Origin of the sequence: Pseudomonas sp. MH10 (genome assembly GCF_034353045.1) — a bacterium.
Lineage (GTDB): Bacteria > Pseudomonadota > Gammaproteobacteria > Pseudomonadales > Pseudomonadaceae > Aquipseudomonas.
This window is the reverse complement of sequence record NZ_CP133783.1, coordinates 2512448-2526055: the sequence shown is the minus strand read 5'-3', so window position 1 is coordinate 2526055 and position 13608 is coordinate 2512448. Positions and strand designations below refer to the sequence as shown.

At 56.0% G+C, this 13608-nt stretch carries 13 protein-coding genes and 1 pseudogene; 1 reads left to right on the top strand and 13 read right to left on the bottom strand.

Going from position 1 to position 13608, the window contains the following annotated elements:
• Position 1 precedes the first annotated feature (1 nt).
• The 3 genes from gcvH to RHM59_RS11285 form a co-directional block, all read right to left on the bottom strand.
• Positions 2 to 385 (bottom strand): glycine cleavage system protein GcvH, encoded by a 384-nt coding sequence (gene gcvH / locus RHM59_RS11295; protein WP_322167867.1) that lies wholly within the window; start codon positions 383 to 385, stop codon positions 2 to 4.
• 794 nt (positions 386 to 1179) lie between these two features.
• On the bottom strand, positions 1180 to 2415 hold the full coding sequence (gene lysA / locus RHM59_RS11290; protein WP_322286569.1) for a diaminopimelate decarboxylase: 1236 nt from the start codon (positions 2413 to 2415) through the stop codon (positions 1180 to 1182).
• A 14-nt stretch (positions 2416 to 2429) separates the two neighbouring features.
• Positions 2430 to 2708 carry a cupin domain-containing protein gene (locus RHM59_RS11285; RefSeq protein WP_322286568.1) on the bottom strand — a complete coding sequence of 93 codons (279 nt, stop codon included), beginning with the start codon at positions 2706 to 2708 and terminating at the stop codon, positions 2430 to 2432.
• Positions 2709 to 2970: 262 nt separating this feature from the next.
• On the opposite strand from RHM59_RS11285, the gene RHM59_RS11280 reads away from it, so the two are divergent.
• Complete coding sequence (locus RHM59_RS11280) at positions 2971 to 3939, top strand: LysR family transcriptional regulator (protein WP_322167876.1); 969 nt, start codon at positions 2971 to 2973, stop codon at positions 3937 to 3939.
• A 41-nt stretch (positions 3940 to 3980) separates the two neighbouring features.
• Here the strand turns inward: RHM59_RS11280 and RHM59_RS25520 are convergent, their stop codons facing one another.
• The 10 genes and pseudogenes from RHM59_RS25520 to gap all read right to left on the bottom strand — a co-directional run bounded on the left by RHM59_RS25520 (position 3981) and on the right by gap (position 13456).
• Positions 3981 to 4148, bottom strand: a complete 168-nt coding sequence (locus tag RHM59_RS25520) for a hypothetical protein (RefSeq protein WP_322184155.1) — start codon at positions 4146 to 4148, stop codon at positions 3981 to 3983.
• A gap of 126 nt (positions 4149 to 4274) precedes the next feature.
• Positions 4275 to 4448: pseudogene (locus RHM59_RS11275) on the bottom strand (MFS transporter); the annotation flags it as partial.
• A 33-nt stretch (positions 4449 to 4481) separates the two neighbouring features.
• Positions 4482 to 5990 carry a sigma-54-dependent transcriptional regulator gene (locus RHM59_RS11270; protein ID WP_322167877.1) on the bottom strand — a complete coding sequence of 503 codons (1509 nt, stop codon included), beginning with the start codon at positions 5988 to 5990 and terminating at the stop codon, positions 4482 to 4484.
• A 127-nt stretch (positions 5991 to 6117) separates the two neighbouring features.
• Entirely contained in the window at positions 6118 to 6474 is a 357-nt protein-coding gene (locus tag RHM59_RS11265) for a DUF5064 family protein (protein WP_322167878.1), read from the bottom strand.
• Between the two features lie 60 nt (positions 6475 to 6534).
• Positions 6535 to 7464: a carbamate kinase gene (gene arcC, locus RHM59_RS11260; protein WP_322286567.1), complete on the bottom strand. Its 930-nt coding sequence runs from the start codon at positions 7462 to 7464 to the stop codon at positions 6535 to 6537.
• Positions 7465 to 7638: 174 nt separating this feature from the next.
• Entirely contained in the window at positions 7639 to 8646 is a 1008-nt protein-coding gene (locus RHM59_RS11255; RefSeq protein WP_322167880.1) for an ornithine carbamoyltransferase, read from the bottom strand.
• A gap of 29 nt (positions 8647 to 8675) precedes the next feature.
• Positions 8676 to 9932, bottom strand: coding sequence for an arginine deiminase (gene arcA / locus RHM59_RS11250; RefSeq protein ID WP_322167881.1), 1257 nt, complete (start codon positions 9930 to 9932; stop codon positions 8676 to 8678).
• A gap of 33 nt (positions 9933 to 9965) precedes the next feature.
• Positions 9966 to 11393 (bottom strand): arginine-ornithine antiporter, encoded by a 1428-nt coding sequence (arcD, locus tag RHM59_RS11245; protein ID WP_322286566.1) that lies wholly within the window; start codon positions 11391 to 11393, stop codon positions 9966 to 9968.
• Between the two features lie 316 nt (positions 11394 to 11709).
• Entirely contained in the window at positions 11710 to 12117 is a 408-nt protein-coding gene (locus tag RHM59_RS11240; protein WP_322167883.1) for a YbaN family protein, read from the bottom strand.
• Between the two features lie 337 nt (positions 12118 to 12454).
• A complete protein-coding gene (gene gap, locus RHM59_RS11235) occupies positions 12455 to 13456 on the bottom strand; it encodes a type I glyceraldehyde-3-phosphate dehydrogenase (RefSeq protein WP_322286565.1) in 1002 nt (333 codons plus the stop codon).
• Positions 13457 to 13608: the final 152 nt, after the last annotated feature.

The window sequence follows — 13608 nt, the reverse complement described above, 5'->3', positions numbered from 1 at the left end:
CTCAGGCGTCGGCGTTGGCTTTGATCAGGCGGTCGTAGGCGCCCTGATCGAGCAAGGCATTAATGGCGTCAGCGTCTTGCGGGATAAAGCGAAAGAACCAGCCCGCGCCCGACGCGTCTTGGTTAACCAGCTCAGGGGTCGCATCGAGGACGGTGTTTACTTCCACCACTTCGCCATTGAGCGGCATATTGATGCTGCTGGCGGCTTTGACCGACTCCACCACCGAGACCTCAGCGTGTTGAGTGTAAGCCTGCAGTTCCGGGAGTTGCACGTACACCACGTCGCCCAGCGATTCTTGCGCGTAGGGGGTAATGCCGACAGTGACGCTGCCATCTGCTTCGGCACGTAACCATTCGTGATCAACCGTGAATCGCAACTCGCTCATAAAAACTCCTCAAAGGCGCAAAAGCTCGTGACTGGCACGAGCGTAATGGCGAGTTCATAGCAAGTTTGCGGCCAATGTTGGATATACGTTTTAAATCAATGATTTAGGGGGTTCTGCGTAGGGCCCTGTATTTAGCTTTGTAGCGAAATCGCTACAGTGACTGCCCCGTCTAAAATATTTACGGGATCAGAGCCTTGCATACGGTGGTGTACAGCCATGTGTAGCGAAATCGTTCCGTTGTACTGGTTTCAGTACAGGAACGAAGCCATGCCCAATCTTGCAAATAAATGCAGATTCAGTGGTAGCGAACTTGTTCGCGAAGGGAGAGCGACGCGGTTTCCAGGCATACCGCGAGGACAACCTGTTTGATGCAATGTGCCAGCATTGCCTTGGCTTTTATGGGACTGGGTCTTTTCGCAGGCAAGTAAGTCAGCCTCAGCCAGTGGTAAACGAGAGGAAAATATCCCCTGGTTGGCATAAAATTCGATCACCCAATCCGTTGCGATCAACTTCCGCTCGGGCGAAACGCGTGGCTTTTTCCAGATCAATCAGTGTGATCTGCGCCTGCGGGATCGGATCTGGCGAGTGGTCCGGGACTCGGATTGTGATTCTGCGTCTTCCCACCCGATACTCATAAACTCAACTTGCGACTCAGGATGAGCCTCAATGTAATGTTCGCTGAAAGGCTTGATATAAATAACATCCCCGGCCGAGATGTCGCTTCGAATGTTGTTCTGAACAAATGCTCCATCACCGGAAACGAATGTCTGCACCCTTCATCCGTACTTATTGATTTAAATTGTTTCTAGCGAAAGTAACTCGTCGAAAGTCTGACGACGACGAATAACCCTGACCGAGTCGCCATCCAGCAATAACTCCGGGATTAACGGTCGGGTGTTGTAATTGGATGACATGCTCGCACCGTAGGCGCCGCAATCATGGAAAACCAGCAAATCATCCACCTGCAGATCCGGCAGCAATTGGTAATCGATTTCGCCGTTGCTCTGCTGAGTGAACACATCGCCAGCCTCGCACAACGAACCAGCCACCACGGTGTTGCGCCACAACCCCCGATCAGACACAGGGACTTTTTGAATAGCGGTGATTTGGTGAAAACTGCCATACATGGCCGGCCGTATCAAATCGTTGAAACCGGAGTTCACGAGCACAAAATGATTAATCCCAACATCCTTTTTAGCCCTGACCTGAGCCACCAGGCACCCGGATTCAGCGACCAGAAGGCGCCCCGGTTCGATCTCCAGCGTCACCGAATGCCCAAGATGCTCTTCAATTTGGCAACGCGCCAGATCCCAGATCCGGAAGTACTCGCCGATGTCGATCTGCGGATCATCGTCGCGATAGGCGATCGGCAATCCGCCCCCCGCCGAGATCGCCGAAATATCGAACGGGCAACGCAGCACGTGCTCGACCATACTCGCGCAGACACGTTGCAGATGCTCGTAATCGACGCCGGAGCCGATGTGCATGTGCAGCCCTACCAACTCCAGACCGTAGGTTTCGATCAGTTGGTAGCACACATCCAGGTTTTCATGCCAGTTGCCGTGCTTGCTGTGTTGGCCCCCAGTATTGGTTTTGCGGCTATGGCCGTGACCGAATCCTGGGTTTATCCGCAACCAGACTTTATGCCCGGGACTCGCCTTGCCCAGTTGCTCCAGCATTTGCGGTGAGCCGGCGTTGACCGGAATGTTCAGTTCGATCACCCGTTCCAGCGTCGCTTCGTCCAGGACATCACAGGTGTAAACGATTTGGGCGTGACCCTCATCGTTGCGAAATCCGGCTCTGTGGGCTCGTTCAATTTCGCCCAGTGACACTGCGTCGACCATGGCGCCCAGACTTTTCATTAATTTGAGTATCTGAATGTTCGGGCTGGCTTTCTGCGCATAGCGAATCACGTCGAATGCTCGCAATTGCGCGGTCCGGCGACGAATGGAATCGGCGTCATACAGCCAGAACGGCGTGCCGAATTCGTGCGCCAGTTGGTTGATCAGTGAATCGTTGATGTTGTTCAAAGTGAGGCACCCGTTCAAAGAGCCGGAGGGTTTAGCTCGTAGCAGACATAAGCTTTTCGGGACGGTTCGAGCACATTCCATTCGCCCCTGTAACCGGCGGTAAAGACCAGTTGCATGCCGGGTAAAAATAAAACCTGAGTGCCCTGCTCGTCCTCGATCATGATCCGCCCCTCCAGCAGACTAGCGAATTCATGCTCGGTGAAGCTCACCGTAAAACTGCCCACGCTGCATTCCCAGATCCCTACCGAGAACAACCGGTAAGCGCTCTCGAACTGCTTGTGAAAAGTTTGCAATACCCCCTCACATTGGGGCGATTCCAGTTAATCCATTGGCAAGCTTGATCCGCCTCCTGCTCGCCCTTGCAGACTATCGATGACCTAACGGCGCCGTTGAATAAAAGGCACCCCCATCGCACATCTGAAGGCAGCAGAGTGGTGGAGGTTTGTTTGTCGAGCCAGTGTAATTATGTGATCTCTACATTCAAAATATCATTTGTTTTTAGAGATCTTTCATTTTTGATATACCTTGAGCAAGGCTTAAACGGCTCGGCATGCTATGCTCGCTGCCGCTTCTCAATGGATTCTGGCCGTATCTGCCTTGGGGAAAAGAGTGAGATTCAGTTTCAGGCAAGTCGAAATATTCTGGGCGATAATGACCACCGGCAGCGTGACCAAGGCCGCGGTGTTGTTGAAAACCTCACAACCAACCGTCAGCCGTGAAATCGCTCGATTTGAACATGTCCTCGGGCTCAAACTGTTTGAACGAACACAGGCGCGGTTGCAGCCAACCGCTCAGGGGCTGAGCTTGTTCGAGGAAGTGAAAACCTCCTATTACGGGCTCGAACGCATCCACAATGCGGCGCAATCGATCAAGAATTCCCGGACCAGTCTCACGATCGCATGCTTGCCTGCTTTTTCGCAGAGCCTGTTGCCCTATGTGTGTGGTCGATTCATCAATACGTTCCCTGAAGTGAATATCAACATCACCCCGCAGGAGTCCCCGCTGCTCGAGGAGTGGATGACCGCCCAACAGTATGATTTGGGGTTGACTGAAAACAGCGAAACGCCGCCAGGCACTCGATGTGAAAACATATTTACAGGCGATGAAGTGTGCGTGCTGCCATCGAGTCATCCGCTGTGCAGCAAAAAGGTGATTACGCCTTTGGATCTGTCCGGCGTCAACATGGTCAGCCTCGCGGGTCAGGACCCTTACCGGATCATCTTCGACAGGATACTTGCTGACGCGCGTGTCAAATGTCGCACCGTCATAGAAACCCACAGCGCAGCGGCCGTCTGCTTTTTCGTCCAGCAAAACGTCGGGGTAGGTATCATCAATCCGCTAACGGCCTTGAGTTTTACAGATCAGGCTGTGTGCTTACGACGGTTCGCGATTTCTATACCGTTTTCCGTCAACCTCATCACATCGCTACATCGGCCGCAGACGTCAGTCGCTTCGGCCTTCATTGATGAGTTGAAGTTGAGCGCCGGCGAGTTGCACCAGAAACTTCATACGTTACTAGAGTGATGTAGAAGAAATAGGCTCGATCCCCATAAAAAGTGCTGAAGTTAATTCCAGTGCTTGTGGAGTTGCAATGTTGACATGCGCGGTTTGACGTTTGCGTCGCCACGCGCCAAGTCGTCCTGCGCCGAGTTGTCGCTGTCGCTCGGCCAGAATGCGTTGCCTGTACCTGGGTGATGTTCTGGACCGCCATCGAGGTGCAGGCCGAAGATCATCTGAGTATCAACACCAACCCCCGATCAGGCCTTGGGTGAAGCCGGGCTGTTGGCTTGAGTGAGGTGCGTCAAAGCTGTTGTAAGTTAAATGCTCGAACCAACAACGCATTAGTTCGAGCAAAATACTTAAGCCGAAGGTAAAGCCGAACCTTGATCGGAACCCGCCACGTTGTGGGTTTGAGGCCCTGCGCCCGAAGTGATTTCCCGAGCAACTGTCCAAACGATAATCGCCGCGACGATGTCAAAAATTGCCAGCACCACAAGCAGTGGACCGTAACAAACGTGTGTCACCAAAACGCCGCCACCGGGATTGGGTGATGCTCAAATATCGGGTTAGCCCTTCCCCGAAATCCCATACTTGCGCAGCCTGTGGGCGATGGCGGTGTGGGAAGTTTGCAGGCGGCTGGCGAGTTGGCGGGTCGAGGGGTAGCTGACGTAGAGTTTTTCCAGCAAGGTTTTTTCGAAGTCTTCGACGGCTTGTTCCAGGCTGGCGACTTCTCCGTCGGCCTGGCGTGCGACCGAGGTGCCGGCAATGTCTAGGTCACCGATGTCCACCAGGGAACTTTCGCAAATGGCTGCCGCGCGGAAAATCACGTTTTGCAACTGGCGCACGTTGCCCGGCCAGCGATTGCTCAGCAGTGCAGGATAAGTGCCTGGTGTCAGGCGGCAGACCGGTCGTTGAATCTGCGCACAGGCCTGTTCCATGAAATAGCGGGCCAGCAGCAAAATGTCCTGGCCGCGTTCACGCAGCGGCGGCACTTCGAGGTTAAGGACGTTCAGTCGATAAAACAGGTCCTCGCGAAAGGTGCCTTCGCTGACCATCTTTTCCAAGTCGCGGTGGGTGGCGCTGAGGATCCGTACGTTGACCTTCACTTCCCGGTCGCCACCGACGCGCCGGAAGCTGCCGTCGTTCAAAAACCGCAGCAGCTTGGCTTGCAGGTACGGCGACATTTCGCCGATTTCATCGAGAAACACCGTGCCGTGGTTAGCCATTTCCATTAGCCCCGGTTTGCCGCCGCGTTGGGCGCCCGTGAAGGCGCCGGGGGCATAACCGAAGAGTTCGCTCTCGGCGAGGTTTTCCGGCAGCGCAGCGCAGTTGAGCGCCAGAAACGGGGCCGCATGGCGGGCGCTGATGGCGTGACAGGCACGGGCCACCAACTCTTTGCCGGTGCCGGTCTCGCCTTGGATCAGCAGCGGCGCATCCAGCACCGCGACGCGCAACGCTCGGGTTTTCAAGGTGCGTATAGGTAGCGATTCACCCAACAACGAATCGAAACCCTCGGAGTGATCGTGGTGCAGCGCGGCCAGGCGTTCACCGATGCGGCTCGGCAAGTACAGCGTCAGCAGCGCACCGGCGTCAGTGATGGGCGTAGCGTCCAGCAGCAATGCCTCGCCATTAAGCGTGACTTCGCGCAATGGCAGGCGAAAACCGTTTTCCAGCAAGGCCGTGTGCAGACCGGGATCGGCGAACAGCTCAGCGACTGATTCACCCGCAGGCTCCCGGCCACACAGCGCGATCAATGCCGGGTTGGCGAGCAGTACCCGGCCGTTGCTGTCCAGCGCCAACACCGGGTCGGTCATGGCGGCGAGCAGGGCATCGAGTTGCAGGTGCCGACGTTGGCCGGGAAGGATATCGACCACAGTGATCGCTTCGACCCCGCGCACGCGAAACAGTCGGTCTTTCAATTCTTCCAGCACTTGTGGGCTGAGGGTGGGGGCGTCGATATACACGTTCGGCGGAACCATCTCCACCGCGTCCAGATTCAGATTGCGCCCGCCGAGAATTGCCAGCACTTCCTGGGTAATGCCAACGCGGTCGATGAAGCAGACGTGGATACGCATGGGGCGGCTGAATGTTCCGGGCGGCGAGGGCGGCAATTATGCCAGTAAACAGAGTGGTGGCGTGGCGGACGCTTCGCTAACACGTTGACTCCTACAGAGTCGACGTGTTGGCGAAAGGATTTGAACATTACTTCAAATGCTCAGGATTCACCGGCTCGCCCGATTTAATGGCGAGCTTTGCCCGGACGTCTTCGAACATCTCGTCGTATTGCTTGTGCATCGCTAGCGGCAGGGTCGCGGTGTGTGGCAGGCCGTGTTTGATTGCAATTTTGTTAGCCACGCTGGCGAAGTTAAAAGCGCTGTCACGCGGCAGATCAAACGTATCTTCGAACGCGTCGCCGTTGACATCGCCGACCATGGAGAAATGCATGTAAGCGCCGTCTTTTGGGTCTTGATGCACTTCGTAGTGGATATGGATGTCATACCCGAAGTCATTGGGTTGCAGCGCAGCGCGAGTGATATACAAATGACCTGGCTCGTACATGTGCGTTGCTCCTTTACGGTACAAAAGTGTAGGAATAGACCACATGGTCGCTTCCCAGGTTCACCGATAGTGAATGCCTTGGCTGGCGGTGCTGATCCGGGTTCCGGCATAACCGTTGACGATGTCTTCGATGTCCGCCAGCGAACCGATCACGGCCTCTTTTCCGGTGTTGCGCGCGAATTCGCAGGCAGCCTGCACTTTAGGCCCCATCGAGCCTGCGGCAAAGCCCAGTTTTTCCATGTCGTCGGGATGAGCCTGGGCGATGGCCTTTTGCGTCGGCTTACCCCAGTCGATAAACGCTGAATCAACGTCAGTGGCAATCACTAGCAAATCGCAGTCCAGTTGCTCCGCCAGCAAGGCCGAGCACAGGTCTTTATCGATCACGGCTTCCACGCCTTTGAGCTTGCCGTCTTCGCCATACATTGTCGGAATGCCGCCACCGCCGGCGCAAATTACGATGCTGCCTTTCTCCAGCAGCCATTTGATCGGGCGAATTTCGAAGATGCGCTTGGGCCTTGGGCTGGCCACCACTCGACGGTATTTGTCGCCATCCGGTGCAATGCTCCAGCCTTTTTCCTGAGCCAGACGCTCGGCTTCTTCTTTTGAATAGACCGGACCGATGGGCTTGCTTGGGTGCTGAAACGCCGGGTCGTTGCCATCGACTTCGACTTGGGTCAGTAGGGTAGCGAAGGGTTTTTCAATGGGCAGCATATTGCCCAATTCCTGTTCGATCATGTAGCCGATCATGCCCTCGGTTTCTGCCCCGAGTACGTCCAGCGGGTACGGCGAAACCGAGGTGTAGGCTGCCGCCTGCAAGGACAACAGCCCGACTTGCGGACCATTGCCGTGGGCGACGACCAGTTCATTGTTGGGGGAAATTTTGGCGATCTGTTCGGCGGCGATGCGGATATTGATCCGCTGATTATCAGCCGTCATTGGCTCGCCACGGCGGAGCAGGGCGTTACCGCCCAGAGCAACGACGATACGCATGATGGTTTTTCCTTTCTAATATGAATGCCCGTCGAATTCTTCGCAGGCAAGCCTGCTCCCACAGATTGCGATGTTTCCCGACTCGGTGTTTGGCACACCCCTATCGGTGGTTCCCGACACTGTGGGAGCAGGCTTGCCTGAGGATCCGATTTTTCATGCGCCGATGATCTTGAATCAGCCAGCCAATGCCGCCACCAAGATCGCCTTGATCGTGTGCATGCGGTTTTCCGCTTGCTCGAAGGCGATATTGGCCGGGGATTCGAAGACGTCTTCGGTCACTTCAACGCCGTTGGCCAGGTTCGGATAACGGCTGGCAATGTCTTTGCCGACTTTGGTTTCGCTGTTATGGAACGCAGGCAGGCAATGCATGAATTTTACCCGAGGGTTGCCCGCCGCTTTCATCATCGCGCTGTTGACCTGGTACGGCAGCAATTGCTCGATGCGCTCGTCCCAGGCTTCCACCGGCTCGCCCATGGACACCCAAATATCGGTGTGAATGAAATCGACGCCTTTGACCGCTTCTTTCGGGTCTTCGGTAATGGTGATGCGTGCGCCGCTTTCTTCGGCGAAGACTTTGCATTGGGCGATGAAATCTTCATGCGGCCACAGCGCTTTGGGTGCGCCGATACGCACGTCCATGCCCAGCTTGGCGCCGATCATCAACAGCGAATTGCCCATGTTGTAGCGCGCATCGCCCAGGTAGGCGTAGCTGATGTCGTGCAGCGGTTTGTCGCTGTGTTCGCGCATGGTCATGGTGTCGGCGATCATTTGCGTCGGGTGAAACTCAGCGGTCAAGCCATTGAAAATTGGCACGCCGGCAAACTTGGCCAGCTCTTCGACGATCTCCTGCTCAAAGCCACGGTATTCAATGGCGTCGAACATCCGGCCAAGAACGCGGGCGGTGTCTTTCATGCTTTCTTTGTGGCCAATTTGCGACGACACCGGGTCGATGTAGGTGACGTGTGCTCCTTGATCGTGAGCGGCTACTTCAAATGCGCAACGGGTGCGGGTTGAGGTTTTTTCGAAGATCAGCGCAATGTTTTTGCCTTTTAGATGCTGCTGTTCGGTGCCGGTGTACTTCGCGCGCTTGAGGTCGCGGGACAGGTCGAGCAAGTAGTGCAGCTCACGGGTGGTGTGGTGCATCAAACTCAGCAGGCTGCGGTTACGCATATTAAAAGCCATGTTCAACTCTCCCTTGTAGTGGGCAAAAATCAGTAACTAACGGAATCACGAGCGATTGGGCAGGTCATGCAATGGCCGCCGCCGCGACCTCGGCCCAATTCGCTGGCACTGATGGTGATGACTTCGACACCAGCCTTGCGCAGCAGGGTGTTGGTGTAGGTATTGCGGTCGTACCCGATGACCACGCCCGGCTCCAAGGCGACAACGTTGTTGCCGTCGTCCCACTGCTCGCGCTCGGCGGCGAAGCTGTTGCCGCCGGTTTCCACCACGCGCAGGGTTTTGAGGTTAAGCGCTGCGGCCACGGTGTCGAGAAAGTGGGTGTCTTCGCGACGGATGTCGATGCCGCCCGGTTTGCTTTCGTCAGGGCGCAGGGTGAAAGCGACGATTTGATTGACCACGTCCGGGAAAATCGTGACCAGGTCGCGGTCGCAGAAACTGAACACGGTGTCCAGGTGCATCGCGGCGCGGGATTTTGGCAGCCCGGCGACGATTACGCGTTCTACCGCGTTGTACTTGAACAGGTTGCGCGCCAGTTGGCCGATGGCCTGATGCGAGGAGCGCTCGCCCATGCCGATCAACACCACACCGTTGCCGATGGGCATCACGTCGCCGCCTTCAAGGCTGGCGCTGCCGTGGTCTTCGTCCGGGTCGCCGTACCAGATACGGAAGTCAGCATTGACGAACTCGGCGTGAAATTTGTAGATAGCGCTGGCGAGCAGGGTTTCCTGTCGGCGCGCAGGCCAATGCATAGGGTTCAACGTGACGCCGCCGTAGATCCAGCAGGTGGTGTCACGGGTGAAGATGGTGTTTGGCAGCGGCGGCAGAATGAAGCTGGCATGGCCTAGAAAGTCGCGAAATATCTCCAGGGTCTTGCCGCCGAAGTCGCTGGGCAGGTCATCAGCGGACACGCCGCCAATCAGGTATTCGGCGATCTTGCGCGGCTCCAGGCTGCGCAGCCAGGCGTTGGTCTCGTTGATTAAACCGATGCCAACGGAATTCGCACTGATCTTGCGCTCCAGAATCCAGTCGAGGGCTTCGGGAGTTGCCACGATATCGCTCAGCAGGTTGTGCATTTCCAGCACATCGACGCCGCGTTCACGCATTTTGGTGACGAAATCAAAATGGTCACGCTTGGCCTGATTGACCCACAGCACGTCATCGAACAGCAGTTCATCGCAGTTATTGGGGGTCAGGCGTTGATGGGCGAGGCCGGGTGAACAAACCAAGACCTTTTTTAGCTTTCCTACTTCAGAGTGGACGCCAAGTTTGACGGGTTCAGCGGACATTTCTGTACTCCTCCAATGACATGAGTAGGGGTGTTACAGGGTCAGGAAACCGGCGTAGAGACCATAGGCAGCTACCAGCGCCCCGACCACGACGACGGCAAAAATCACTTTCTCCAGGTTGGTAAAAACCGGTTGGCCGACTTCGCGTTTGGCTTTGGCAAACAAAATAACGCCGGGGGCATAGAGCAGGGCCGAGAGCAGCAGGTATTTCACGCCGCCGGCATAGATCAGCCAGACCGCGTAGATCAGCGCAACGGCAGCGATGAACAGGTCTTTCTTGCGTTCGGCCATGGCTTTTTCGTAGGTCTCGCCACGCACCGCCAGCAGCACGGCATAGGCCGCGGACCACAAGTAAGGGATCAATATCATTGAAGTTGCGAGGTAGATCAGTGACAGGTACGTGCTGGCAGAGAACAAGGTGATGATCAGGAACACCTGAACCATGGCATTGGTCAGCCACAGCGCATTGGCCGGTACGTGGTTGGCGTTTTCACGCTTGAGGAAGGCCGGCATGGTGTGGTCTTTGGCCGCGGCGAACATGATTTCCGCACACAGCAACACCCACGACAGCAGGGCCCCGAGCAGGGAGATGATCAAACCTACGCTGATCAACACGGCGCCCCAGTGCCCAACCACGTGCTCCAGCACGGCAGCCATCGACGGGTTCTGCAGTTTGGCCAATTCTGGCTGAGTCATGATGCCCAGCGACAGCACGTTCACGAACACTAGAAACAGCAGCACGGTGATGAAACCAATGATGGTGGCCTTGCCCACGTCCGAGCGCTTTTCGGCACGGGCGGAGAAGATGCTCGCGCCTTCAATGCCGATAAACACCCAAACGGTGACCAGCATCATGTTGCGCACCTGGTTCATCACGCTGCCCAGGTCCGGGTTCTTGATGCCCCAAATGTCAGCGGTGAAAATGTCCAGCTTGAACGCGAAGACCGCGATCAGCACGAACAGCAACAGAGGCACAACCTTGGCGACGGTGGTGACCAGGTTGATGAACGCGGCTTCCTTGATCCCACGCAGGACAAGGAAATGCACCGCCCACAGCAAAATCGACGCACCGACTATCGCGGCCGGTGTGTTGCCTTGACCGAAAATCGGGAAGAAATAACCGAGGGTGCTAAATAGCAGTACGAAGTAACCGACGTTGCCCAGCCAGGCGCTGATCCAGTAGCCCCAGGCCGAGGAGAAACCCATGTAGTCGCCGAAGCCGGCTTTGGCGTAAGCGTAGACCCCGCCGTCAAGGGTCGGCTTGCGGTTGGCCAAGGTCTGAAATACGAACGCGAGGGTCAACATGCCCACGGCGGTGATGGCCCAACCGATCAAAATGGCCCCGACATCGGCGCTGGCCGCCATGTTTTGCGGCAGCGAGAATATTCCCCCGCCGATCATCGATCCTACTACCAAGGCGACTAGCGCGCCGAGTCGAAGTTTGCCAGGAGAATCAGACATCGCACAGCCCCATCCAGGAGAAGGAATTCACAACGGTAGTTCAATCGCTGTACCGGCAGATGACGCAGATCAAGGAGTTACGCTATTGCCGTGACAATTTGTCGCTGGCTAGGTCTGTAGGAGAATCCGCCACGTCTTCGACGCCGCGCTGTCGCGCAGCAAACTGTGTGGCACTTTGTGTGGTTTGAGGTTGCAGGGTGTCAGGACTGAAGCCTTCCCGAATAAATTCGGTCCCACAGAGGTGGGCGATTCACAGATTCTTTAGCTGCCGAAGGCTGCGATAAGGTCCGAAGGACCTTCGCCAACACGTTGGCTCCTACAGAGGAACCGGTTCGGGCCTTGACCAGATCCAGAGGTTGCCAAGGCTCATGCCGCCGAGGGCGAGGAACAGCGGCCAACGGTGTTCGAGCAGGGTCAGCATCGCCACGGCGCAGACCAACATGCTGACGGTGGCGCTGATTTTGGCGCGGCGGGCAATCAGGCGGCCGTTGCGCCAGTTGCTCAGCATCGGTCCAAAAAGCCGATGGTTTTCCAGCCAAGCGCTTAACCGGGGTGAGCTTTTTGTGGCCGCCCAGGCGGCCAGCAGGATGAATTCTGTGGTGGGCAAACCGGGCACGACAATGGCGATCAAGCCGATCGTCAAGCTGACGTACGCAAGAATACCGAACAGCACGCGGGCGGTTTTTGAGCCCATTGCTGTGTGAGGTTTGGTCGAAAGGGTCATGGGGCGTCTGTCCATTTAACAACCCAAGCAGTTTAACAGGGCTGGCCGGGCATGCCTGATTCAAGCGATTTCAACCTGCTGTGCGGCGACTGGGCGATCATCCAGCGCCTGAACGACGCGCAGGTAAATTTAATGCAGCGCGTCCTTAGCGCTAGAGAGGTTGCCCACTGAGCTTTGCAACGTTTGCGGTACGTCGTGCGAGGGGAAGGAAGATGTCGTTGACGCGCCACTGAGTCACGGGGTACCTGACCAACAAACCAGCAGATGATAATTTTTTATCATCTGCGATATTGGTCAAGCCGTTATTGGTGATTTATTGCGCGACTAGGCAGCCAGGTTACTCGGCGTTGTGCAGCGCCAGGCAGTTGTCCAGCATACGGTTTGAGAACCCCCATTCGTTGTCATACCAGGCCAATACCTTCAGCAGTTTGCCACTGACCTTGGTGTGATTGGCATCGAAGATCGACGACAGCGGGTTGTGGTTGAAATCGCTGGAGACCAACGGCAGCGTGTTGTAGCCGAGCACTTTCGAGTGGCGGCTGGCTTCCTTGAAGATCTCGTTGACTTCGTCGGCAGTGGTTTCCCGCTTAAGCTGCACGGTCAGGTCCACCAACGAGACGTTGATCACCGGTACCCGCACCGACATGCCCGTCAATTTGCCCGCCAGTTCCGGAAGCACCAAGCCCACGGCTTCAGCCGCGCCAGTTTTACTCGGGATCATGTTGTGCGTGGCAGAGCGCGCACGGTACGGGTCGGTGTGATAAACATCAGTCAGGTTTTGATCGTTGGTGTACGCATGAATCGTGGTCATCAAACCGTTTTCAATGCCCAGCTCGCGGTGGAGCACTTGGGCCACTGGCGCCAGGCAGTTAGTGGTGCACGACGCATTGGAAATAATCTGATGCGATTGACGCAGCACGTCGTGGTTAACGCCGTAAACCACGGTGGCATCGGCGCCTTTGGCCGGTGCGGAGATAATCACTTTACGAGCGCCGGCGGTGATATGCGCGGCGGCTTTGTTGCGGTCGGTGAACAAACCAGTGCATTCAAATACAACATCGATGTTCTGAGCTTTCCACGGCAAATCGGCCGGGTTGCGGATGGAACTGACCGCAATTCGGTCACCATTGACGGTCAGGCTTTCGTCGTCGAACTCGACGGTGCCGCCGAAATGACCGTGTACGGTGTCGAATTGCAGCAGATGCGCGTTGATCGCGCTGTCGCCCAAATCGTTGATGGCGACGACCTGCAAGTCTTGCCGGTAGCCTTGGGTATAGAGTGCGCGTAGGACATTGCGGCCAATGCGGCCAAAGCCATTGATTGCGATACGAAGCGTCATACAGCCGTCCTCTCTGAAATTTGTTGTTGGAATTACAAGATTATTCGCATAAAAATAGAAAACAAGCCTTTTTAATGGCAATATTTTGTTTTATCTACAACGAGTAACCCGTAAGCCCAGTACAGTTGTTCGAAATCGTGCCTTTGCTCAGC

Bases quoted from the DNA above. Each gene is read 5' to 3' on its own strand.
- arcC (WP_322286567.1), bottom strand. From the start codon at position 7,464: ATGCGTATCGTCGTTGCTCTGGGCGGTAACGCCCTGCTCCGCCGTGGC.
- RHM59_RS11240 (WP_322167883.1), bottom strand. From the start codon at position 12,117: ATGACCCTTTCGACCAAACCTCACACAGCAATGGGCTCAAAAACCGCC.
- gcvH (WP_322167867.1), bottom strand. From the start codon at position 385: ATGAGCGAGTTGCGATTCACGGTTGATCACGAATGGTTACGTGCCGAA.
- arcD (WP_322286566.1), bottom strand. From the start codon at position 11,393: ATGTCTGATTCTCCTGGCAAACTTCGACTCGGCGCGCTAGTCGCCTTG.
- arcA (WP_322167881.1), bottom strand. From the start codon at position 9,932: ATGTCCGCTGAACCCGTCAAACTTGGCGTCCACTCTGAAGTAGGAAAG.
- RHM59_RS11255 (WP_322167880.1), bottom strand. From the start codon at position 8,646: ATGGCTTTTAATATGCGTAACCGCAGCCTGCTGAGTTTGATGCACCAC.
- RHM59_RS11280 (WP_322167876.1), top strand. From the start codon at position 2,971: ATGCTCGCTGCCGCTTCTCAATGGATTCTGGCCGTATCTGCCTTGGGG.
- RHM59_RS11270 (WP_322167877.1), bottom strand. From the start codon at position 5,990: ATGCGTATCCACGTCTGCTTCATCGACCGCGTTGGCATTACCCAGGAA.
- RHM59_RS11265 (WP_322167878.1), bottom strand. From the start codon at position 6,474: ATGTACGAGCCAGGTCATTTGTATATCACTCGCGCTGCGCTGCAACCC.
- RHM59_RS25520 (WP_322184155.1), bottom strand. From the start codon at position 4,148: ATGATCTTCGGCCTGCACCTCGATGGCGGTCCAGAACATCACCCAGGT.
- gap (WP_322286565.1), bottom strand. From the start codon at position 13,456: ATGACGCTTCGTATCGCAATCAATGGCTTTGGCCGCATTGGCCGCAAT.